The 21,713-nt window shown below is 63.7% G+C and carries 21 protein-coding genes and 1 tRNA gene; 17 read left to right on the top strand and 5 right to left on the bottom strand.

All coding sequences use genetic code 11. The annotated features are described in order from the left end of the window. Positions 1 to 6 precede the first annotated feature (6 nt). From AWY79_RS10905 to AWY79_RS10885, 5 genes are all read left to right on the top strand, one after another. Positions 7 to 2,109 (top strand): FAD-dependent oxidoreductase, encoded by a 2,103-nt coding sequence (locus AWY79_RS10905; protein ID WP_066803591.1) that lies wholly within the window; start codon positions 7 to 9, stop codon positions 2,107 to 2,109. A gap of 75 nt (positions 2,110 to 2,184) precedes the next feature. Beyond that, a tRNA-Val gene (locus AWY79_RS10900) sits at positions 2,185 to 2,261 on the top strand. Positions 2,262 to 2,467: 206 nt separating this feature from the next. Next, on the top strand, positions 2,468 to 2,869 hold the full coding sequence (locus tag AWY79_RS10895) for a cytochrome c3 family protein (protein WP_066803587.1): 402 nt from the start codon (positions 2,468 to 2,470) through the stop codon (positions 2,867 to 2,869). Between the two features lie 15 nt (positions 2,870 to 2,884). Then, positions 2,885 to 3,850, top strand: a complete 966-nt coding sequence (locus tag AWY79_RS10890) for a hydrogenase small subunit (RefSeq protein ID WP_066803581.1) — start codon at positions 2,885 to 2,887, stop codon at positions 3,848 to 3,850. Between the two features lie 30 nt (positions 3,851 to 3,880). Next, entirely contained in the window at positions 3,881 to 5,545 is a 1,665-nt protein-coding gene (locus AWY79_RS10885; RefSeq protein WP_066803578.1) for a nickel-dependent hydrogenase large subunit, read from the top strand. Positions 5,546 to 5,599: 54 nt separating this feature from the next. Here AWY79_RS10885 and AWY79_RS10880 read toward each other — a convergent pair whose 3' ends face one another. Further along, entirely contained in the window at positions 5,600 to 5,965 is a 366-nt protein-coding gene (locus AWY79_RS10880) for a SpoIIAA family protein (RefSeq protein ID WP_066803575.1), read from the bottom strand. 221 nt (positions 5,966 to 6,186) lie between these two features. After that, the gene (locus AWY79_RS10875) at positions 6,187 to 6,657 is read right to left on the bottom strand and encodes a hypothetical protein (RefSeq protein WP_233490905.1); all 471 of its coding nucleotides are present in this window, start codon (positions 6,655 to 6,657) and stop codon (positions 6,187 to 6,189) included. Between the two features lie 277 nt (positions 6,658 to 6,934). Between AWY79_RS10875 and AWY79_RS10870 the strand changes: the two genes are divergently transcribed. From AWY79_RS10870 to rfbD, 11 genes are all read left to right on the top strand, one after another. Then, positions 6,935 to 8,662 (top strand): aldehyde ferredoxin oxidoreductase family protein, encoded by a 1,728-nt coding sequence (locus AWY79_RS10870; RefSeq protein ID WP_066803569.1) that lies wholly within the window; start codon positions 6,935 to 6,937, stop codon positions 8,660 to 8,662. A 92-nt stretch (positions 8,663 to 8,754) separates the two neighbouring features. Next, entirely contained in the window at positions 8,755 to 8,982 is a 228-nt protein-coding gene (locus AWY79_RS10865) for a MoaD/ThiS family protein (protein ID WP_066803566.1), read from the top strand. Positions 8,983 to 8,987: 5 nt separating this feature from the next. Beyond that, complete coding sequence (locus tag AWY79_RS10860; protein ID WP_066803563.1) at positions 8,988 to 9,821, top strand: HesA/MoeB/ThiF family protein; 834 nt, start codon at positions 8,988 to 8,990, stop codon at positions 9,819 to 9,821. Positions 9,822 to 9,952: 131 nt separating this feature from the next. Then, a complete protein-coding gene (locus AWY79_RS10855; protein ID WP_066803560.1) occupies positions 9,953 to 10,339 on the top strand; it encodes a winged helix-turn-helix domain-containing protein in 387 nt (128 codons plus the stop codon). 90 nt (positions 10,340 to 10,429) lie between these two features. Beyond that, complete coding sequence (locus AWY79_RS10850; protein ID WP_066803557.1) at positions 10,430 to 11,254, top strand: ABC transporter substrate-binding protein; 825 nt, start codon at positions 10,430 to 10,432, stop codon at positions 11,252 to 11,254. Between the two features lie 63 nt (positions 11,255 to 11,317). Next, positions 11,318 to 12,013, top strand: coding sequence for an ABC transporter permease (locus AWY79_RS10845; RefSeq protein ID WP_066803554.1), 696 nt, complete (start codon positions 11,318 to 11,320; stop codon positions 12,011 to 12,013). Further along, positions 12,010 to 12,663 carry an energy-coupling factor ABC transporter ATP-binding protein gene (locus tag AWY79_RS10840; protein WP_066803552.1) on the top strand — a complete coding sequence of 218 codons (654 nt, stop codon included), beginning with the start codon at positions 12,010 to 12,012 and terminating at the stop codon, positions 12,661 to 12,663. Before AWY79_RS10845 ends, AWY79_RS10840 begins: the two co-directional genes overlap by 4 nt. Positions 12,664 to 12,677: 14 nt before the next feature. Continuing rightward, positions 12,678 to 13,382, top strand: coding sequence for a molybdopterin-guanine dinucleotide biosynthesis protein MobB (locus AWY79_RS10835; protein ID WP_066803550.1), 705 nt, complete (start codon positions 12,678 to 12,680; stop codon positions 13,380 to 13,382). Between the two features lie 2 nt (positions 13,383 to 13,384). After that, on the top strand, positions 13,385 to 13,837 hold the full coding sequence (locus AWY79_RS10830) for a tRNA (cytidine(34)-2'-O)-methyltransferase (protein ID WP_066803548.1): 453 nt from the start codon (positions 13,385 to 13,387) through the stop codon (positions 13,835 to 13,837). A gap of 85 nt (positions 13,838 to 13,922) precedes the next feature. Next, entirely contained in the window at positions 13,923 to 14,942 is a 1,020-nt protein-coding gene (rfbB, locus tag AWY79_RS10825; protein WP_066803546.1) for a dTDP-glucose 4,6-dehydratase, read from the top strand. Continuing rightward, on the top strand, positions 14,939 to 15,814 hold the full coding sequence (rfbD, locus tag AWY79_RS10820; protein ID WP_066803544.1) for a dTDP-4-dehydrorhamnose reductase: 876 nt from the start codon (positions 14,939 to 14,941) through the stop codon (positions 15,812 to 15,814). The genes rfbB and rfbD overlap by 4 nt, the downstream gene beginning before the upstream one ends. Before the next feature lies 1 nt (position 15,815). Here rfbD and AWY79_RS10815 read toward each other — a convergent pair whose 3' ends face one another. Then, on the bottom strand, positions 15,816 to 18,530 hold the full coding sequence (locus tag AWY79_RS10815; RefSeq protein ID WP_066803535.1) for a SulP family inorganic anion transporter: 2,715 nt from the start codon (positions 18,528 to 18,530) through the stop codon (positions 15,816 to 15,818). A gap of 277 nt (positions 18,531 to 18,807) precedes the next feature. Between AWY79_RS10815 and AWY79_RS10810 the strand changes: the two genes are divergently transcribed. Further along, a complete protein-coding gene (locus AWY79_RS10810) occupies positions 18,808 to 19,707 on the top strand; it encodes a glycosyltransferase family 2 protein (protein ID WP_066803533.1) in 900 nt (299 codons plus the stop codon). 152 nt (positions 19,708 to 19,859) lie between these two features. Here the strand turns inward: AWY79_RS10810 and AWY79_RS10805 are convergent, their stop codons facing one another. Next, positions 19,860 to 20,519: an IS1595 family transposase gene (locus AWY79_RS10805; RefSeq protein ID WP_099093205.1), complete on the bottom strand. Its 660-nt coding sequence runs from the start codon at positions 20,517 to 20,519 to the stop codon at positions 19,860 to 19,862. A 249-nt stretch (positions 20,520 to 20,768) separates the two neighbouring features. After that, on the bottom strand, positions 20,769 to 21,710 hold the full coding sequence (locus tag AWY79_RS10800; RefSeq protein ID WP_066803531.1) for an aminotransferase class IV: 942 nt from the start codon (positions 21,708 to 21,710) through the stop codon (positions 20,769 to 20,771). Positions 21,711 to 21,713 lie beyond the last annotated feature (3 nt).

Here is a 21,713-nt window from a genome sequence, read left to right as displayed (position 1 = left end):
TTGGATATGATCACCGCTTCCGTACTCATCCTTCTCGGCATCGGGTTTACGTCCGCCGTCATCCTGGCCGTGGCCTCCAAGGTACTCTACGTCTATGAGGACCCGCGCATCGCCCAGGTGGAGAGCGTGCTGGCAGGAGCCAACTGCGGCGGCTGCGGCTTTCCCGGCTGCGCTGGCGCGGCCCAGGGCGTGGTGGACGGCAAGGCCGGGGCCACGGTCTGCGTCATCGGCGGCGACGCCGTGGCCGAGAAGGTGGCCGCCATCATGGGGCTGGAATTTTCGTCCATGGAGAAGCAGATAGCCTTTGTGGACTGCACCGGCGGCACCCGCGCCGAGGAAATCTACGAGTACTCAGGGGTCAGGGACTGCCGCGCCCAGCACATGCTCTACTCCGGCTCCAAGATGTGCCCCGAGGGATGTCTCGGCTTCGGCACCTGCGTCACCGCCTGCCAGTTCGGGGCCATCGAGATGGGACCCGACGGCTATCCCGTGGTGGACCCCAACCTGTGCACCGCCTGCGGCGGCTGCGAACAGGTCTGTCCGCGCGGCGTGATCACCATCTGGGGCATGTCCGCGCGCATCACGCACCTCAACCTGGAGACCGACTGCCTGGCCCCCTGCCGCCAGCGCTGCCCCGGCCAGATCAACATTCCCCGGTACATCGAGCAGGTCTCGCGCGGCGACTACGCCGGAGCGCTGGAGACCATCCGCGAACGCATTCCCATGCCGCTGTCCATCGGCCGCGTCTGCCCGCACCCGTGCGAGGGCGTGTGCCGCCGAGGCCACGTGGACGAGCCGGTGGGCATCAACATGATCAAGCGGTTCGCCGCGGACTGGGAGATGAACTCCGGGACCCGGCTGCCCATCCCATGCGCCCCGGACACCGGCCGCAAGGTGGCCGTGGTCGGCGGCGGTCCCGCCGGGCTTTCCGCCGCCTTCTTCCTGCGCCGGCTGGGCCACAGCCCGACCATCTTCGAATCCATGCCCAAGCTCGGCGGCCAGCTGCGCTACGGCATCCCCGAATACCGACTGCCCAAGAAGGTCCTCGACTGGGAGATCCAGGGCATCCTCGACCTCGGCATCGACGTGCGCTACGAGCAGTTCTTCGGCAAGGACTTCTCCCTCAACTCGCTGCACGAGGAAGGGTTCGAGGCCGTATTTCTCGGCATCGGCGCGTGGATGAACCTCAATCTGCGCATCGAGAACGAGGACGCCGAGGGCGTATCCACCGGCACCGAATTCCTGACCAAGGTCGGCCTGGGGATGGACCCCGGCGTGGGCCGCAAGGTCGTGGTCGTGGGCGGCGGCAACACCGCCATCGACGCGGCCCGGACCAGCCTCCGCCTCGGCGCGGACGTGACCCTCATGTACCGCCGGACCAAGGACGAGATGCCCGCCAACATCGAGGAGATCATCGGGGCCGAGGAGGAAGGGGTCAAATACCTGTTCCTGGCCGCGCCCACCCGGATCGTCAAGGACGAGGCCGGGCGCGTCACCCATATGGAATACATCAAGATGGAGCTGGGCGAACCGGACGACTCCGGCCGCCGCAGGCCGGTGCCCATACAGGGCTCCGAAACCCTGCTCGAAGTGGACACCGTGTTCACGGCCATCGGCCAGAAGCCGGAGCTGTCCTGCCTTTACGAGGACGGCGTCTGCCCGCTGGAGGAGACCCGCTGGCGCACCCTGGCGGCCGATCCCGACACCCTCCAGACCGCCCTGCCGCACGTCTTCACCGGCGGCGACATGCACACCGGCCCGGCCCTGGTCATCACCGCCCTGGGCGAGGGACGCAAGGCGGCCCGGTCCATCCACCAGTACCTGAACGGCGAAGGCCCGCACGTGGAGGACCGGACCCAGCGGGACCTGCTCCCCTACACCATGTTCACCAACGTGCCCGACGTCGGGTACCGCGAACGCTCCGTCATGCCCCACCTGGTGGACTGCGACGAGCGCTCCTGCACCTTTGACGAGATCGAGGGCGCGCTCAGCGAACAGCAGACCAAGCACGAGACCTGCCGCTGCCTGCGCTGCGGCCTGACCTGCTACAACCGGGACCTGGCGGACGGCCAGGAGTGCCTCGGCGGGGACTGCGTAAAAAACCAGTAAAAAAGAGTTGCAAAGCGAAAAGGTTGCGGATATCATTTTCTCCCTTGAGGCGATCCCCTCAAGGAAGACCAAAGTGGGCGATTAACTCAGCTGGTCAGAGTGCCATCTTCACACGGTGGAAGTCACAGGTTCAAATCCCGTATCGCCCACCACCGCATGACAGGGAATGTCAGGTTCTAACGGACCTGACATTCTTTTTTTTGCCTGTCCGCACCTGTTCCCCTCTCCCCGCGTTCCCGTTTTCTCCCCGTCCGCGCGACTGTTATAATCTCTCCGAGAATCGCATTCTGATATTTACAAGACGTTTTATCCGGGTATCCTGGCAAGAATCAGGAAATCTCTTGAAAACGGAGGGGTCATGTTTCGCAAGATTTTGCTTACGGCGGCAGCGGCAGCCCTCGCTGTAGCCCTGGTCGGAGTTGCCCTGGCCTACGAGGTGCCGGACAAGGTGAAACTGGAACGGCCGAAGAACAACCAAAAGCTGAATTCCTGGGTGACCGCCGTCGACTTCCCCCATGGCTTTCACGCCATCCGGGTTCCCTGCAACGGGTGCCACCACAAGGAAACGGACAAGACGCTGGGGAAGTTCGTGGGCTGTCGCCAATGCCACTCCAGCGACGACCCGGCCGACGCCAACGGCTTCTATCGGGCCTGGCATTCGGACGGCCCGCCCAGCTGTCTCGGCTGCCACACTAGGATGCGCACCGAAGGCGGCAAGAACCCGGTTGGCTGCACCACGGCCTGCCACAAGCCCAGCTAGCCGAAGGAGGAACCCATGCCTAACGGGAACAGATTCGACTCACTGAAGATGCTGGCGGGCGGGAAGCAGCCCAGCCGACGGGAATTCATGAAATTCTGCGGTCTCATGGCCACGTTCATCGGAATGGGCCCGGCCTTTGCGCCACAGATCGCCGAGGCCCTGACCACCAAGAAGCGGCCCTCGGTCATCTATCTGCACTGCGCCGAGTGCACCGGCTGTACCGAGGGGTTGCTCCGGGCCTACGAACCCTATTTCGACGAGATCATCATGAGCACCATCTCGCTCGACTACTGCGAGACGGTCATGGCCGCCGCCGGAGAAGCGGCCCACGGCGCGCTCGAAAAGGCCATGCGCAATCCCGAGGGATACGTCTGCGTCATCGAGGGCGGCATCCCCACCTACCACGGCGGTGAATACGGCAAGGTGGGCGGCGAGACCATGTTCCAGCTGTGCGCCCGCGTGGCCTCCAAGGCCGTGGCGACCATCGCCATGGGGTCGTGCGCCAGCTTCGGCGGCGTGCAGGCGGCCAAGCCCAACCTGTCCGGGGCCAAGGGAGTCAACGACGCCCTGGCCGCCGTCGGGGTGAATGCCATCAACATCGCGGGCTGCCCGCCCAACCCCATGAACTTCGTCGGCACCGTGGTCCACCTGCTGACCAAGGGCATGCCCAAGCTCGACAACTGGAACCGTCCCAAGCTGTTCTACGGCGACACCGTGCACTCCCATTGCCCGCGCCAGGAGCACTTCAACCGGGGCGAGTTCGCCATGAGCTTCGACAGCCCGGAGGCCAAGAAGGGTTGGTGCCTGTACCAGCTCGGCTGCAAGGGACCGTACACCTACAACAACTGTCCCACCGCCCTGTTCAACCAGGTCAACTGGCCCGTCCAGGCGGGCGCGCCGTGCATCGGATGCAGCGAACCCAACTTCTGGGACGACTACTCGCCGTTCTTCCATCCCATCGAAGACGGACCCAAAAGCTAACCCGCGCCATCTGGAAGGAGGTATTTCCGCATGAGCCAGACCACAGCCACCAACACCGGCAAGCGGTTGATAGTCGACCCGGTGACGCGAATAGAGGGACACCTCAAAATCGAGGTCGAACTGGAAAACGACAAGGTCAAGAACGCCTGGGTCAGCACCCAGCTCTTCCGGGGGTTGGAGCCGATCCTCAAGGGCAGGCCGCCCGAGGACGCCCCGCTCTTCACCCAACGCGCCTGCGGCGTGTGCACCAACACCCACGCCCTGACCAGCATCAGGGCCATCGAGGACGCCCTGGGACTCAAGGTCCCGCCCCTGGCGCAGCTCATCCGCCACCTGATCCTGTCGGCGCTCATCGTCCACGACCATCTCGTGCATTTCTATCACCTGCACGGGCTGGACTGGATCGACATGGCCGCCGCCACAACCGCCGACCCGATCAAGGCCGCCAAGCTCGTGGGCCAGACCAGCGCGCGCGGCGACGATCCGGCGGACCTGTTCATCGTCCAGAAGAAGCTCAAGGACTTCGTGGCCAGCGGACAGCTCGGCTGGTTGGAGAACGCCTATTTCCTGGGCGGGAACGAGGCCTACCGCATGACCCCGGAGGAAAACCTGATCATGGCGGCCCACTACCTGGAAGGGCTGCGCATCCAGCTTGAGCTGGGCCGGGCCATGGCCCTGTTCGCGGGCAAGAACCCCCATGCCCAGTCCATGGTCGTGGGCGGCGTGACCTGCTACCAGAGCCTCAAGCCGGAGATCATCGACCACTTCAGGGCCATCCAGGTCAAGACCAGGGAGTTCGTGGAGAACGCCATGATGCCGGACATCCGGCTCATGACCAAGCGATTCCCCGAAGCCCTGGCCTACGGCAAGACGTCCAACTTCTTCGACTTCGCCGACTTCCACGACCCGGTCAGCGGCAAGGACCCGTACTTCAGCTCCGGCGTGCTCTGGGGCAACGACCTGGGCAAGCACGACAAGCTCGACATGAACCTCATCGACGAGCACGTGGCCCGCAGCTGGTACAAGGGCGACCAGGTGCTCAAGCCGTACGACGGCGTGACCGAGCCGAACTACACCAGCTACGACGACAAGGAGAAGTACTCCTGGTCCAAGGCCCCGCGCTACAAGGGCGAACCCATGGAGACCGGCCCCCTGGCCCGGCGGGCCATCGCCTACGCGGCCAAGGAGAAGGAGACCAGGACCATTCTGGACGACTACTTCAAGGGTGCGGGAATGAAACCCGAACAGCTCTTCTCGACCATGGGTCGGACCATCTGCCGCGTGGTGGAGACCACCATGCTCATCCGGCGCATGGGCGGCTGGATCGACGACACTGAGAAGCGCATCGTCAAGGGCGACACGGACATCTACAAGCCCTGGAAGATGGTGGACGCGGGCAAGGGCGTGGGCACCTGCTGCGTCACGCGCGGCGGCCTGTCCCACTGGATCAGGATCAAGGGCGGAATGATCGAGAACTTCCAGTTGGTGGTACCCTCCACCTGGAACCTCGGCCCGCGCTGCGAGAAAGACAAGCTCAGCCCGGCCGAGCAGTCGCTCATCAACTGCCCCTGCCCGGACCCGGCCCGGCCCGTGGAGATATTGCGGACCATCCACTCCTTTGACCCGTGCATCGCCTGCTCGGTCCATCTGGTGGACAACCGCAGCGGGGGCATCCTGAAATTCAAGGTGCGCTAGCCCGCCGAACACGACGAGGCCCCGGAAGCGACAGCGCTTCCGGGGCCTTTATCGTCAAGGGGCCGTGGCCCAGGACATGGCCTCGTCGAGCCGCTCCGGCTCGTAGAGCCTGACCTCGCAATCCATGAGCAGCTCCCCGAGCTTCACGCCCCAGCGCGCCCAGTCCGGGCCGCCGACCACGGCGAGCTTCGAAAAGTCCTTGCGGTGGCGCAGGCCGAACTTGGCGTCCTGCCACAAGGCCTTCAGCTCCCATCCCTTGAAGTCCGCGTCCATGTAGAGCAGCGCCCTGGCCTTGCCGTTGCGCTCAATGACCGCTTCCAGGGCGGGAATCCAGATATCCTGGTAGTCGTCATCCGTGAGCTTGCCTGTGGCGTGCACGGCCAGCATGCCCGGGGTGGACTTTTCCATGACGGTGATCATGCGGTTCCTCCTTGTTCGAATCCGACGGGTCGAAACCACCCTACGCCCATTTTCACATGTTGCCCAGGGAGTCGGCGAACACGGTGCCTGCGACGGCCAGGTCGCCGCTGTCCGGAGCATGGTCCGATGCCGGGACAAAACCAGGGCCGGCGCCCAGCTGCCCGGACAAAAAAAAGCGGCCCCCGAAGGAGCCGCCGACAAGACGCAAAAAATCCACAGGATCAGCCGAAGATCACTCTGAAGGCGACCTTCTCGGTCATGCCTTCCAATCGCCCGATGAAGGTGTCCGCATCCTCGCCGTCCGCCTCGCGGATCAGGTCCCGTTTGTCGCTCAGGAACGAGGCCAGCAAGGCGGGGTCGGCCACGATGCCCCGCTCCAGGATCGCCCTTCCGCTCTCCACGGCCAGGGTGGCGAAGACCTTCACCGACAGCAGCGCGGGAGAGGAGTCGGCCCGAGTCGCCTCCTTGACGGCGATGCCGCTGCGAAAACTCTTGTAGAAATTGTCGCGTCCCATGACGATGCCCACCAGTCCCGGCATGGCGCTGCCCAGGGCCATGCGGTCCCCGTCCTTGATGTAGGTCGCGTCGATATCGTCCACCGGGCTGTTGTTCAGGAAAACCGTTCGCACCGTCTCGTCTATGTACCGGTCCTCGAAACCGACCGCCTCTCGCAGAAACATGCGTACGGACATGCCCGACACTCCCTCCAGAAAGAACCCTTTCTGGAGAAAATAATTCCAGCCGGAAACAGCTGTTTCAATCATCGTTATAAGCAGGGGACCGGTATTGCTCTGTTTTCCCATTATTCGCCTTCCGAATGCATTGTACGTTTATTGAACATTATGCCAGTGTGAACATAATATATTGTTTTTTTTGACATTTTATTTTCAGATGCGTTAAAACTTGTTAGTTCGTTAATCGACAATGCGTCAAGAGAAACGCTCAATTTCAAAAGCAGAGGGTAATCCAATGCCTCAAATTCTCAGAATCAACTGTCGCACCAAGGAATATTCCTTCGAAGATGCCGGTGAATACGCCAAGCTCGGCGGTCGCGCCCTTACCTCCCGCGTCATCAACAAGGAAGTTCCCGCCACCTGCCACCCGCTTTCCGCCGAGAACAAGCTGGTCATCGCCACCGGCCTGCTCGGCGGCTCCACCGCCGCCAACTCCGGCCGCGTGTCCGTGGGCACCAAGTCCCCGCTGACCGGCGGCATCAAAGAGTCCAACTCCGGCGGCCTGTTCGCCCACAAGATGCCCAAGATGGGCCTCAAGGCGATCATCCTGGAGGACAAGCCCGAGGAAGGCGCGCCTTTCTCCACCCTGTTCATCACCGACGGCAAGGTCGAATTTCGCGACGCCTCCGACATCGTGGGCCTGGACACCTATCCCGGCCACGAGAAGCTGCTGGCCCAGTACGGCGACAAGCTGTGCGCGGCCATGATCGGCCCCGCCGGCGAAACCGTGCGCAAGACCGCCACCATCCAGTTCACCGATCCGTACAAGCGCCCCGCCCGCTCCGCCGGTCGCGGCGGCACCGGCGCGGTCCTGGGTTCCAAGAAGATCAAGGCCATCGTCCTCGACCCCGAGGTCAATGAGAAGGTCGGCGCGGTCGATGCCGACGCCTTCAAGGAAGCCCGCACCACCTGGGTCTCCATCCTCAAGGGTCACCCGGTCACCGCCGAAGGGTTGCCCGGCTTCGGCACCTCCGTGCTGGTCAACGTGGTCAACGAGGCCGGCGCGCTGCCCACCAAGAACTTCCGCTACGGCCAGTGCGAGCACGCCGCCGACATCTCCGGCGAAAAGATCGCCGAGGTCATCACCGCCCGCGGCGGCAAGACCACCGAAGGCTGCCACACCGGCTGCATCATCCAGTGCTCCCAGCAGTACAACAACGCCAACGGCGACTACGTCACCTCCGGCTTCGAGTACGAGACCGTCTGGGCCTTCGGCGCCAATGCCCTGATCAAGGACATCGATGACATCGCCACCCTCGACCGCATCTGCGACGAGAAGGGCATGGACACCATCGAGATCGGCAACACCATCGCGGTGGCCATGGACGGCGGCATCATCCCCTGGGGTGACGGCAAGGCCGCCATCGAGCTGCTCAACAAGGTCGGCACCAGCGATCCGCTGGGCATGATCATCGGCAACGGCGTGGACTTCGCCGGCGGCGCGTTCGGCGTGGAACGGCTGCCCACCGTCAAGGGCCAGTCCATGCCCGCCTACGACCCGCGCGCGGTCAAGGGCGTCGGCGTGACCTACGCCACCACCGCCATGGGCGCGGACCACACCGCCGGTTACGGCGTCACCGCCAACATCCTGGGCGTGGGCGGCACCGTCGACGGCCACAAGAAGGAAGGCAACGTCGAGCTGTCCAAGAACCTGCAGGTCGCCACCGCCGCCATCGACTCCATGGGCTTCTGCCTGTTCGTCGCCTTCGCGGTCCTGGATTCCGAAAACGGCGTCCAGACCATGGCCGACCTGGTCCAGTCCTGGACCGGCAATTCCTTCTCCGTGGACGACCTGGTCGCCCTGGGCGCCGGCGCCATGAAGGACGAGCAGGAGTTCAACGAGCGCGCAGGCTTCTCCAAGGTGGACGACAAGCTGCCCCGCTTCTTCGAGACCGATCCCCTGCCGCCCCACAACGTGGTCTGGGATTACGACGAGAACGAGCTGCAGGGCGCCAAGGTCTAGCCCTCCGCAAATCGCAATGACGGGGGCCGGATTTCGATCCGGCCCCTTTTTTATGCGTTGACCGCACCAAGCCAAATGACTAGGTTCATTTCATGGGTATAGAAATCAAATGCTTTGCCACTCTGGCGAAATTCCTCCCGGAAAACGCGGCCGACTACCCCGTTGAACCGGGCGAGACCGTCGCCTCCCTGATCCGGAAGCTCGGCATCCCGGAGAAGGAGGTCACGCTCATGTTCGTCAACGCCCTGCGCTCCGCCCCGGACAGCGAAGTCAAGGACGGCGACAGGGTCGGCCTCTTTCCGCCCGTGGGCGGGGGCTAGCCGTCATGGGCGAACTCAAGGCGCGCATCCGCGAACTGGCCGAGGACCGGCCCCTGCCGTGGGGCGGGACCGGCCCCGTTCTCGACACCGGCCCAATCCACCTGCTCGCGCGGGAACACTCCCTGCCCGGCCATGCCGTGGAGTCCGCGGCCCTGAAGCTGGGTGTGGCCCCGGCACGCTACCTGCGCAACGGCCTGGCCCTCTCCCTCGCGGACCAGGCACGGCTGCTCGATGCCCGCGTGGCCCTGGTGGGGTTGGGCGGACTGGGCGGCGCCCTGTTCGAGCAATTCCTGCGCCTGGGCATAGGCTCCATCCGCGCGGCTGACGGCGACTCCTTCGAGGAGACGAACCTCAACCGCCAATCTCTGGCCACCATGGGGTCCGTGGGCCGGGACAAGACCCGCGCGGCCCGCATCCGGTGGGGAGAGATCAATCCCTCCGCCGAGTTCGAGGACGTTTCCGAATTTCTCTCTCCGGACAACCTGCCCGACTTCCTCGACGGCTGCGCAGTGGCGGTGGACGCCCTGGGCGGCCTGTCCATGCGCGGCCATCTTCAGCGGGCGGCGGCCGAGGCCTCCGTACCGTTGGTCACCGGCGCGCTGGCGGGCTGGACCGGCTACGTCGCCGTGGTCCTGCCCGGCCAGCCCGGCCCCGCTGACTTCATGGGCACGCAGGACGGCGCCGAGGAACAGCTCGGCTGTCCCGCGCCCGCCGTAAACTGCATCGCCTCCCTCATGGCCGCTCAGACAGCGGCCGTCCTGACCGGTTCCCCCTCCCTGGCGGGCAAGCTCCTCGTGGCCGACCTCAAGGCCATGAGTTTTGACACCGTCACGCTCTAGCGTGGTGTCAAAGTCGAACCCTTTATGTTTTAATTGACTTAATTCTCCAATCCCGCCTAATATGATTATCCAGTATTACTATTGAATTACGAAACCAGGGTTTCGCCCCGCGAACACGCAAGGAATTGACAATGACAGCTAAACCCGAAACCACGTTGCGTCTCCGCGTCTGGCTCGATCAGGAAGACCAGACCTACATCGGCATCGGCAGCACCCTGCTGCTCCAGCAGGTGGAGAAACTCGGCTCCCTGCGCAAGGCGGCCGAAGCACTGGGCATGTCCTACCGACGCGCCTGGGGCAAATTGAAGAACGCCGAGGAACGAATCGGCAAGCCCCTGGTGGAAAAGACCAAGGGCAAGGGACAGCGGTTCAACCTCTCGCCCTACGGCAAGGAAGTCATGGAGGAATTCCTTCAGTTCTACCTGGACGTGGAGGACTACGCCACCAAACGCGCCGGGGAACTGCTCGGCCTGGACGTCAGGAAAGCGGGGGAGTTCTACCGCGACGATACACAGTAGACATTCGGCATTACTGCGGATAGTTCATACAACCGTCCAGGGGAAGAGGAACCCCGGACACAACCGTTCATCCTTTTATGGAGGGAAAAAATGAAACGTATACTGCTCATCGCCCTTTCCGCGATTCTCGTCCTGTCCCTGGCAATTCCCGCCATGGCCTCCGAGACGCTGATGATGGCCACCACCACCAGCACCGCCAACACCGGCCTGCTGGACGAACTGATCGTTCCCAAATTTCTGAAAGACACCGGCATCGAAATCAAGTTCATCGCCGTAGGCACCGGCAAGGCCCTGGCCATGGCCGAGAACTGCGACGTGGACGTTGTCCTGGTCCACGCTCCCGCCTCTGAAAAGGCCTACGTGGACAAGGGCGTGCTCATCGACCGCAAAGAGCTGATGTACAACGACTTCGTCATCATCGGCCCGGCCGCCGACCCGGCGGGCGTCAAGGGCATGAACGTGGCCGAAGCGCTGAAGACCATCGGCCAGAAGCAGGCCGTCTTCGCCAGCCGCGGCGACAATTCCGGCACCCACAAGAAGGAGCTCTCCCTGTGGAAGGCCGCCGGCATGCCGGTTCCCGAGAAGGACGCCTGGTACATCCAGACCGGTCAGGGCATGCTCCCGACCATCAACATCGCCAACGAGAAGAACGGCTACACCATGACCGACCGCGGCACCTACATCAAGTACGCCGACACCAAGGGCGGCAACCCGCCGCTGGTGGTCCTGGTCGAGGGCGACAAGGTCCTCTTCAACCAGTACAGCGCCCTGGCCGTGAACCCCGAGAAGTGCAAGGACGCCAAGTACGAGCTGGCCACCAAGTTCATCAACTGGATGGCCTCCCCCGAAGTCCAGGCCGCCATCGGCGACTTCAAGCTCCTCGGCAAGCCGCTGTTCACCCCCAACGCGAAGTAATCAGCCAACTTTGACCATCTGGGGGAGGGAACCTGTTCCCTCCCCCTTTTGTACGAGACATTCATGGAATATCTGCTCCAAGGATTCCTTCAGGGCTTCGCCCTGCTCTTTTCCGGAAACCCGGAAACCTATTCCGCCATCTGGACCACCGTCTACGCCTCCACCCTTTCCATGGCGTGCAGCCTGATCATCGGCGTGCCGCTCGGCTTCCTGCTCGGCTACAACAAATTTCCCGGCAAGAAGGTCGTCCGCACCATCGTGGACACCCTGCTTTCCTTCCCCACCGTGGTCATCGGCCTGGTGGTCTACGCCTTCCTGACCCGGCACGGCCCGTTGGGCGGGACCGGGCTGCTGTTCACCATACCGGGCATGGCCATCGGCCAGACCCTGCTCGGCCTGCCGATCATCATCGCCATGACCGCCAATGCCGTGGAGGGTTTGGACTCCCGCCTGCCCATGACCCTGCTCACCCTGGGGGCCAACGCCACCCAGATGATGTGGGCCACGGTGCTGGAGGCCCGCTTCTCCATCATGCTCGCGGCCATGGCCGCCTACGGCCGCATCGTGTCCGAGGTCGGCATCTCCATGCTGGTCGGCGGCAACATCAAGTGGCATACCCGGACCATCACCACGGCCATCGCGCTCGAAACCGGCAAGGGCGAGTTCGCCCTGGGCATCGCTCTGGGCATGGTCCTGCTGACCGTGGCCCTGCTGGTGAACATCGGGGCCGCCGGTCTCAAAAGGAAGGCCGTGAAATGAGCACGCCCCTCATCGCCCTCGAGAACATCCGCCAGCGCTACTCGGACCGCACCGTGCTCGAAATCGACAACCTCGAATTCCAGTCCGGGGCCATCATCGGCCTGGCCGGTCCCAACGGCTCCGGCAAGTCCACCCTGCTCCGGCTGCTCGCCTTCCTGGAGTCTCCCGCGCACGGAACCGTCAAGTTTCTCGGCATTCCCACCCAGGCCCGGTCCGCCGTCAACCGACAGGTCACCCTGCTGGTCCAGGAGCCGTACCTGCTCAAGCGCACGGTCTACGCCAACGTGGCCTACGGATTGCGCATCCGGGGAAAAAACGACATCCCGGCCAAGGTCAACCGCGCCCTGGAGATCGTCGGCCTGGACCCCGCCGCCTTCGCCAAGCGGCAATGGTTCGAGCTGTCCGGCGGCGAAGTGCAACGCGTGGCCCTGGCCGCACGGCTGGCGCTGAAGCCCAAGCTCCTGCTCATGGACGAGCCCACGGCCAGCCTGGACTCAAAGAGCGCCGGGCTGATCCACGACGCCGCCCTGTCCGCCCGCGACGAGTACGGCGCGAGCCTGGTGGTGGCCAGCCACGACATGGCTTGGCTCGAAGCGGTTACCGACCACATCCACCACCTCGAAAACGGCCGCATAGTGCGGACCGCCTGACCCCGGAGGAACATATGAAGGCCATCTCCATCATCGGCCCCAAGAAATCCGGCAAGACCACCCTCGGCCTGGAACTGGCCCGCACCCTCAAGGCGCGGGGCCTAACCGTGTCCGCGGCCAAGTTCAGCCACCACGACCTCGATTGGACCGACACCGACACCACCGACTACGCCAAGGTCTGCGACACCGTGGCCGGGTTCGGCCCCAAGGAGGCATTCGTCCAATGGACGAAGAAGCGGTTCCTGCCCGACCTGCTCCCGCTGCTGACGGGCGACGTGCTCATCGTGGAGGGCGGCAAGGAGCTCGGGTTCCTGCCCCGCGTCCTCTGTCTGGGCGGCGACCAGTCCGACGGCATCGACTGGCTCCACCCGGAGCTGGCCGTGGCCACCTGGGGCGGAACCGTGGACGGCGTCCCGGCCTTCGACGACGTTGAGCAGCTGGCCGACACGGTGCTGGCGAAGGGATTCTTCCTGCCCGGCATGGACTGCGAGACCTGCGGCCGCCCGGACTGCCGGACCCTGGCCGCCGAGATCGTGGCCGGAAAGGTCACGCCCCGCGCCTGCCTGGCCATGCACAACTCCATCCAGGTGGACATCGACGGCGCGGTGGTGGGCATGAAGCCGTTCGTGGAGGACATCATCTCCGCCGCCATCCGCGAGATGATCCGCACCCTCAAGGGGTATTCGCCGGGCAAGGCGACCATCAAGCTGGACGTCTAGCCGTGCGCCTGGTCCTGTTCGAACCGGAGATCCCGCCCAACACCGGCAACATCGCCCGGCTGTGCGCCGCCACGCGCACCCCGCTGCACCTCATCGAGCCGCTGGGCTTCTCGGTGGACGACAAGCACCTCAAACGCGCCGGGCTGGACTACTGGCCGCACGTGGACGTCACCGTGCACCCGGATTTCGACCACTTCCTCGAAACCGTGCGCCCGCCCCGGCTGGTCATGGCCACCACCAAGGCCAAGACCGGACACCACCGGTTCGAATTCCGCCCGGACGACGCCATCGTCCTGGGCCCGGAGACGCGCGGCCTGCCCATGGAGCTGATGGAGGGCCACCCCATGGTCCGCATCCCCATCTGGGGCGAGGTGCGCAGCCTGAACCTGTCCACTGCGGCGGGCATCCTGCTCTTCGAGGGGCTGCGCCGGACAGGCCTCATCCCGGAAGATTAAGTTTCTTGAATTTTCTGTACTCCGCCGTTAGAATTCCCGGCATCAATCGAACACAACCCTATCAACGATACGTAGACACAAAACAATGAAAGTACTCGTCACCGGCGGCTGCGGCTTCATCGGCACCAATTTCGTCAGGCTCATGCTCAAGAGCCACCCTGACTGGTCCATCGTTAACCTGGACAAACTCACCTATGCGGGCAACCGGCTGAACCTCCTCGACCTCGAAGAGAACGAGCCGCGCTACCAGTTCGTCCACGGCGACATCTGCGACCGCGACCTGGTCATGGACCTGCTGGACGGCGGCAGGATCGACGCCGTGGTCAACTTTGCGGCGGAATCCCACGTGGACCGCTCCATCAACGACCCGTCCCCCTTCGTGGTCACCAACGTGAACGGCGCGCAGAACCTCATGGAATGCGCCCGGCAGCGGAAGATCGGTCGGTTCGTGCACGTCTCCACCGACGAGGTCTACGGCACCCTCGGCCCGTCCGGGAAGTTCACCGAGACCACGCCGCTGGCGCCCAACAGCCCCTACTCCGCCAGCAAGGCCGGGGCCGACCTCCTGGCGCGCGCCTATTTCGAGACCTACGGCTTCCCGGTGCTGGTCACCCGCTGCTCCAACAACTACGGCCCCTACCAGTTCCCGGAAAAGCTCATCCCGCTCATGTACCTCAACGCCAAGGCCGGAAAATCGTTGCCGGTCTACGGCGACGGGCTGAACGTCCGCGACTGGATATATGTGGACGACCACTGTCGGGGCGTGGAGCTGACCCTGACCAAGGGACGCGAGGGAAGCGTCTACAACTTCGGCGGCAACGCCGAGGAAACCAACATTTTCGTGGTCCGCACCCTGCTCTCCATCCTGGACAGGCCGGAATCCCTGATCACCTACGTCAAGGACAGGCCGGGCCACGACAAGCGGTACGCCATGGACTTCTCCCTGGCCCGGAAGGAACTCGGCTTCGCGCCGACCCTGAACTTCAGCGAAGGTCTGGCCCGCACCGTGGCCTGGTACGAGGCCAACGGAACCTGGCTCGAACAGGTGCAGAGCGGCGAATACCGCAATTTCATGGACACCTGGTACGAGGAGCGCTCCAAATGAGCCTCTCCGGTCAGCGCATCGCCGTGCTCGGCGGCAAAAACGGATTGCTCGGGCAGGCCCTGACCCGGGTGCTCGAACGGGCCGGAGCCACGCCGTTCCCCCTGTCCAGGGAGGACTGCGACATCCTCGACCCCATGTCCGTGGAGCAGTGGCTCGACCGCCACGACCCGGACACGCTGATCAACACGGCGGCCTACACCCAGGTGGACCTGGCCGAGGACGAGCCGGACAAGGCCTTCGCCCTCAACGCCACGGCCCCGCCCCTGCTGGCGACCATGGCGGCGCGCCGCTCCATCCCCTTTGTCCACTACAGCACCGACTTCGTGTTCAACGGCCAGAAAACGACCCCCTACAGCGAGTACGACGAGCCCAACGCCATGTCCGTGTACGGCGTCAGCAAGGCGGACGGCGAACGCGGCCTGCTCAAGCTGGGTTACGACAAGACGCTGATCATCCGCATCTCCTGGCTCTTCGGCCCGGATCGGACGAATTTCGTGAAGAAGATATTGGGACTGGCCGACGCGCACCCCACCCTGACCGTGGTCAACGACCAGATGGGGTCGCCCTCCTACACCCCGGACATCGCGGAAAACACCGTCCGCCTCCTGGAAAAGAAGGCCACCGGGATATACCACCTGGCCAACTCCGGGGAGACCTCCTGGCACGGGCTGGCCAACATGGCCGTGAACCTGTCGGGCAAAAACTGCTTCGTCAAGCCGGTGCCTTCCTCCGCCTACCCGACCAAGGCCGTGCGCCCGCCCTACTCCGTGCTGGACCTGTCCAAGTTCACGCGGACCACGGGCGTGACCCCGCGCCGCTGGGAAGATGCCCTCAAGCAGTACGTTCTGGAAGACCTGGGCCTGGGTTCCTGAACTAGAGCATCAGGTCGCGGACCCGCGCATTGGAGTCCGCCAGTCTCTCTGAAAGCAGGTTGATGAGGAACCGGTTGATGGCCGTGACCAACCTCGGGGCGCGCGCCTCTATGGCGTCGAGCTTCTCCAGGGTCATGCGGTAGACCACGCACTTCTCGGCAGCCCTGATGGTCGCGGACCTGGGCGCGAGGGTGTAGATGCCCATCTCGCCGAAGACCGCGCCGGGGCCGACCTTCTTGAGCCGCATCATCCTGCCGTCCTCCAGCTCGAGCTCCACGTCCAGCCTGCCGGACTCAACGAAGAACATGGAATCCGAACGGTCGCCCTGGCGGAAGACCGGTTCACCGGGCGCGACCACCTCGCGCCTGAGAACCTTCATCAGCGCCGGTATGTACTTCGGCTCCGGAAAGATCGGGGCCAGCAGGTCGGGCAGGGACTGGCGCTTCAGCGTCAGCATGCCCTCCTCCTCAAGCACCCTGTTTTCACACCACTCCAGGGCGTAATCGAGGTTGAAGAAGACCTTGAACAGCCCGTCCTCCTCGCCCACGTAGCCGATTTCCTGCAAGTGCTCCTCTAGCTCCAGCGGGGCGCTGGTGATGACCACGTCCAGGTCGTAGTCCTCGGCCAGCTTGCGCAGCTTGACGAAACCGATGGACGAGGCCGAGGCGAATCCGCTGGCCAGCCGGAAATCGAGAACGAGGTATTCCACGGACAGCCGGTTGGTGTCCTCCAGCCGCGCGCGGATGTCCTTGAGCAGCCGCTCCATGGAACCGAGAAAGACGAATCCCTGGATGCGCAGGATGTGGATGTGATCCCCGTACTCCTTGAGGGTCCGGCTCTGGGACGAGGCACGGTCCACGTTGCTGGTGTGATGCGAGCCGGACAGCACGTTGCGCACCGTCCCGGCGCGGCTGGCGCGGGCCACGGTGATCATCAGCGCCAGGACGACGCTGAACCCGAGCCCTTCGAGCAGCCCCAGGACGATGGTGGCCAGGAACGTCAGCCGGAGCATCCAGATCTCGGACCGGCTGGTGAAGCCCGACCGGGTGCGGAAGACCCAGTTGCGCAGCAGGTCCAGGCCCGCGTAGACGAGCAGCCCCTCGGGCACGAACCGGGGGATCATGGGCAGGAGGGCGTCGGCGTAGAACAATCCCGCGCCGCAGACGAGCCCGGCAACGATGCCGGACAACGGTCCCCTGCCGCCGGAGGCGTAATTGCCCGCGCTGCGCCCGTAGGACAGGGAAACGGGCATGCCGCCGCACAGGCCGACGACCATGTTGGTCAGCCCCAGGGCGGAATATTCACGGTTCAGGTCGGACTCGCGGCCGCGGACCAGTTCCAGCCGGGTGACGCGGTACATGACCGTGAACACCGCGAGCATGGCCAGACCGCCGATATACAGCCCGTTGGCCTTGATAACCGCCCACTGAATGTTGCTGAACAACAGCGGCGAGTTCAGGACCTCCACCAGGTGGACCATCAGTCGGCCGTCGGGGAAGGGAACGGGCGCGGCCAGGCTGCGGACCGCCTCGCCGGTCCCCCAGACGCCCGCACCGTTGCCCGCTCCGGCGGCGACCAGGATCATGACCAACAAGAAGAGCGAATTGCGGGTCCGCCACAAGGCCAGGAACAGGACCAGCCCGAAGATCACCGACGGCCCGATGACGTGCAGGGACCCGGCGGGCCGGAAATTGGTGAACAGGGACAGCCCCAGGGTGTAGACGTTGCTCCAGTCCAGCCGCAGGTCGCCCATCCAGTCGAAGGCCCCCAGCAGCACGAACACGCCCACGCCGCCGATGACCCCGCCGATGATCTGCAACGGGACGTAGCGCACATACTCGCCGAGACGGAACCGCCCCAGGACGAGCAGGATCAACCCGGTCAGGAAGGCCGAGGTCGCGATGCCCGCCAGGATGGTCGGCAGAATCAGCTCCACGGCGAAAGTCTCGCCCATGTACCTGTACATGCTGCCCATGAACAGGAAGAGCACGACGGTCAGGACCGTCTCCGGCCCGGCCAGGCCAAAGGGAATCCGCGACAGGAACGTATACAGGATGGACCCCACGATGACCCCGGACAACGCGGTGCCGAGTATGTAGGGCAGAAATTCGTGCATCCCGCCCTGGGACGAGGCCAGCAGGGACAGGGCGTAAATAAAGAACAGTGCCAGCAGGCCGGAAACCACGCCGCCGTAGAGATTGAACGTCAGGCCGCCGCGCAGGAGCCGCCAGCGGTCCGGATCGCGCTCTCCTTCGATGGACGTGTCGCCGTCGTCTTCCGGGACGAACTCCGCATCCCACACATGGGGCGCGTCCTGCTCGGCCAGGTCGCTGACGTCGATCTCGCTTTCGTCGATCTCGGGGATGGACTCCACGCTCTCAAGAGGTGCGCCGCAGCGGGAGCACTTCTCGCCGTGGCCGGGCTCCTGGACGTGGCCGCACGCCCCGCAGATGACGTCATCCGGGACCTCCAGGCCGACGCCCAGGTCGCCGGAATCCAGGTCGTAGGCCCCCAGCGGCACGCCGTCGCCCGCAGGCTCGACCTCCGGTTCCGCCATCATGGCGGGTTCTCCGGCCGGTTCTTCAACCGGTTCCGGGGGTGCATCGCCGCCTATGGATACGCCATGGCCGCAGCCCGGACATTTGGCCTTTTTGCCGACCAGGGAGTCCGGCACGGAGCGCTCGTAACCGCAGGAATCACACTTGAATATCGCCACGTAGTACCACCGGTTTCAAAGAGGTGCACGGGTTGGCCGAAAAACGACGGTCAGGCCGCCACATTCTCTCACGCTTTTAACTACATACGTCAACCCCGCCCACCGCGCAAGCCGGTCGGGACAAGATGGTCAATCCGAGTATTTTTCGCTTTTCCCATCAACTCCCTAAAGTTCTCGATCTATCAGTCGATACAAAGGGCACGAGTGAGGTGAGATGTGTACACGGATCGTACCGCCCCCCACCCGGAGAAACGCGCAATCCCACGGAAGGGCGACCATGCGTAAGCATACCGTATCAATCATCGTTTCCGACCTGGAGACCCACCCCGGCCTGCCGCGCCTGCTGCAGTCCGTGTCCAGGCAGTCCACCGGCCTCGACCGGGTGGAGATGATCATTGCGGGCAACGGCGGCCATCCCCCTTCCGACCCCGCCATCTGGCAGGCCATCACCGGCATCGACGCCATCCGCCTCCTGGTCCTGGACGGCTCGGCCACGGTCTCGCGGGCGCGCAACCTGGCCGCGGCCGAGGCCGAGGGCGACATGCTCGTCTTCCTGCGGCCCGACCACCGGCTGGACCCCAAGTACCTGACCACCGCCGACACGGTCTTCGAAGATCATCCCGACACGGACGTCATGTACGCGGACTACATCCGGCTGGCCCCGCGCGACAACCGGTCCGCCACTCCGGCCATGATCCAGCTGCCCGCCTTCCGCGAGGGGCTGCTCCAGGCCAGGGGATTCCTCGGCCCCGCCGCCATGATCCGGCGCGAACTCTTCCAGCGGACCGACGGTTTCCGCGACAACACCTTCTACCGCGACTGGGACCTCTGGGTACAGGCCGCCTACGCCGGGGGAATCTTCCACCACGTGGCCTACCCCCTCTCCTCCTGCGAGCACCACAAGGTCTCCTTCAAGGAACGGGCCGAGGACGGGCGGTGCAAGGCGATCATCGTCATCAACAACCAGGGATTCTTCCACGAGCATACCGTGCGCTGGGCGCTGTCCTACCTGCGCGGCGACGGCTGGGCCGAGGCCTACGGCTTCATGACCATCCCCGGCCCCATGGACGTCACCCGCATGCTCCACGACCACGCCATGCGCGTCATGGGCACCGACGCCCTGGCCGAGGAAGCCATCCGCCAATTCGACCGCGCCGTTCTCCACTCACGGCCCTGAGCGCCTCCGGCGGCCGGGGGAAGGGGAGGAAAAACCCTTTGTAAAGGGTTTTTCCTCCCCTTCCCCCGGACCCCCATCCCCTCCTTTTCCCAAACTTTTTTTCGTCGCTACGCGAAGGCCGAGGGCTAAAAAAAGGGGGCTGACATAGATAACTATGCCGCGTTATGCCTCTTTATCCATTCCTTCAGGGTAGATAACTGCTCTTTTGGAGAGCCGTAATTGAACCTGAATTCGCACTCTTTCAAATACAGCCAAAAATGCTTTCGAGGAATGCCATTGTATTTCCTCAAATGGCGCTTGGCTTGGTTCCAAAAATTCTCAATCCCGTTGATGAGGTTGTGGCCATCGACATACTTCTTAAGGTGATTGATTCGATAGTGTTTAAATTCAGACACATCGAGGACATTGTAGGACGACAACCCATCCGTGTACACAACACTATCGGGATGTACCTGGGAGTCGATGATCTCCTTTAAGGTCTTCGATTTAGTGTCGGGTAGAATCTGCGCGTAAACCCTTCCGTTACGTTTAAGAATGCCAAATACTGCCACTTTACCCGCAGCACCCCGTCCGCGAATACCACGTCTATAGCCTCCAAAATAGCTCTCATCTACTTCAACCTCACCGGAAAACATATCCATTGAGGGCATTTGCTCTGCTATAATATTCCGTAATCTATGATAAAAACTGATAGCAGTGTTGCGGTTTACCCCGACCAATTCACAGGCTGTCCGAGCTGGTGTGCCAGCAACAAAATGCTCAATGAGGCGGCCTGAAATACGCCCAGACAAACGTGATCTCTTTATCCTCATGGTTTCCCCTAATACGGAGAGAGATCTATGTCAGCCCCAAAAAAAGACGTACTGCTTCACGGCGCTATTCCAAGACCAATCCAGCACGAAAACCCGCGCCCGCACGGACTTGCCGAAGGCACACAAACAGTTTTGAAAGGGAGTCCAGAGGGAAAACTTTTCCAAAAGTTTTCCCTCTGGCCGCCGGAGGCATAACAAGAAAGGGGCCGCGCTTCAGCGCGGCCCCTTTTAATGACTATGACTCGACGACTACAGCTGGATGCCGGTGTCGATGAGGTCTTGCTTGAGGAGTTCCCGGATGCGTTTGGCGACCGGTCCGGGCTTGACGTTGTGGATGGGTTTGCCGTTGAAGCGGACCACGGGGATGGCGTCGCCGGTGGTTCCCACGATGATCACTTCACGCGCCAGGAGGATTTCCTCTTCGCTGATGCTGCGGAAGATGATTGGCATCTCATTCTTGACCAGGTCCACGGCCCGCAGGAGGGTGGTCCCGGCCAGGGCGTTGGTGAACTCCGGGATGACCAGGCGGCCCGCCTCGTCCACGATGCAGACGTTCTCGGTGGCGCCTTCGGCCAGGAACCCGTTGGCGTCGAAGCAGAACGGGAAGTCGTAGCCCTTTTCCTCGGCCTCGTGCTTCATGAGCACGTTGGGCAGGTAGTCGATGGACTTGATGGTCGCCAGGTACGACTGCTTGGCCGGGATGGAGGTCTTGAAGGCGGTGACGCCCTTTTCGTAGACCGACTCGGCCTTGGGGTGCAGGTCGTAGGAGACAACGTAGAGGCTGGCCTCCGGGCATTCGGACGGATAGATGCCGAACCCGCCGGGGCCGCGCCCGATGAGCACGCGGACCATGCCGTTCTCGCGGCCGCCCGCGCGGGCCACGTCGAGGATCAGCTCCCGGATCTCGTCCCAGGAACACGGCGGGGTCATGTAGATGGCCTCGCAGGACCGCTGCATGCGGGCCATGTGCGGTTCCAGCTGGTACAGTTTCCGGCCCACGAACTTCATGGTTTCGAAGATGCCGTCTCCCCGGTGGACCAGATGGTCGTCCCAGGGCATGACCATGAGCTGCGGGTCGGTGCAGATCATGCCCACGCGGTGCTCGTAAAAGGCCTGGATCTCGTGCGCGCCGGGCCGCTCGACGGCCAGCATCGCTTCGAGATACGTCTTGGAATCCGCTACCTTGGCCACGAT

Source organism: Pseudodesulfovibrio indicus, from assembly GCF_001563225.1.
Classification (GTDB): domain Bacteria; phylum Desulfobacterota; class Desulfovibrionia; order Desulfovibrionales; family Desulfovibrionaceae; genus Pseudodesulfovibrio; species Pseudodesulfovibrio indicus.
This window is presented reverse-complemented; position numbering and strand designations above follow the sequence as displayed.

Bases quoted from the DNA above. Each gene is read 5' to 3' on its own strand.
- AWY79_RS10880 (WP_066803575.1), bottom strand. From the start codon at position 5,965: ATGATCACCGTCATGGAAAAGTCCACCCCGGGCATGCTGGCCGTGCAC.
- AWY79_RS10850 (WP_066803557.1), top strand. From the start codon at position 10,430: ATGAAACGTATACTGCTCATCGCCCTTTCCGCGATTCTCGTCCTGTCC.
- AWY79_RS10840 (WP_066803552.1), top strand. From the start codon at position 12,010: ATGAGCACGCCCCTCATCGCCCTCGAGAACATCCGCCAGCGCTACTCG.
- AWY79_RS10895 (WP_066803587.1), top strand. From the start codon at position 2,468: ATGTTTCGCAAGATTTTGCTTACGGCGGCAGCGGCAGCCCTCGCTGTA.
- rfbD (WP_066803544.1), top strand. From the start codon at position 14,939: ATGAGCCTCTCCGGTCAGCGCATCGCCGTGCTCGGCGGCAAAAACGGA.
- rfbB (WP_066803546.1), top strand. From the start codon at position 13,923: ATGAAAGTACTCGTCACCGGCGGCTGCGGCTTCATCGGCACCAATTTC.
- AWY79_RS10875 (WP_233490905.1), bottom strand. From the start codon at position 6,657: ATGTCCGTACGCATGTTTCTGCGAGAGGCGGTCGGTTTCGAGGACCGG.
- AWY79_RS10835 (WP_066803550.1), top strand. From the start codon at position 12,678: ATGAAGGCCATCTCCATCATCGGCCCCAAGAAATCCGGCAAGACCACC.
- AWY79_RS10870 (WP_066803569.1), top strand. From the start codon at position 6,935: ATGCCTCAAATTCTCAGAATCAACTGTCGCACCAAGGAATATTCCTTC.
- AWY79_RS10810 (WP_066803533.1), top strand. From the start codon at position 18,808: ATGCGTAAGCATACCGTATCAATCATCGTTTCCGACCTGGAGACCCAC.
- AWY79_RS10905 (WP_066803591.1), top strand. From the start codon at position 7: ATGATCACCGCTTCCGTACTCATCCTTCTCGGCATCGGGTTTACGTCC.
- AWY79_RS10865 (WP_066803566.1), top strand. From the start codon at position 8,755: ATGGGTATAGAAATCAAATGCTTTGCCACTCTGGCGAAATTCCTCCCG.
- AWY79_RS10885 (WP_066803578.1), top strand. From the start codon at position 3,881: ATGAGCCAGACCACAGCCACCAACACCGGCAAGCGGTTGATAGTCGAC.
- AWY79_RS10805 (WP_099093205.1), bottom strand. From the start codon at position 20,519: ATGAGGATAAAGAGATCACGTTTGTCTGGGCGTATTTCAGGCCGCCTC.
- AWY79_RS10860 (WP_066803563.1), top strand. From the start codon at position 8,988: ATGGGCGAACTCAAGGCGCGCATCCGCGAACTGGCCGAGGACCGGCCC.
- AWY79_RS10855 (WP_066803560.1), top strand. From the start codon at position 9,953: ATGACAGCTAAACCCGAAACCACGTTGCGTCTCCGCGTCTGGCTCGAT.
- AWY79_RS10845 (WP_066803554.1), top strand. From the start codon at position 11,318: ATGGAATATCTGCTCCAAGGATTCCTTCAGGGCTTCGCCCTGCTCTTT.
- AWY79_RS10890 (WP_066803581.1), top strand. From the start codon at position 2,885: ATGCCTAACGGGAACAGATTCGACTCACTGAAGATGCTGGCGGGCGGG.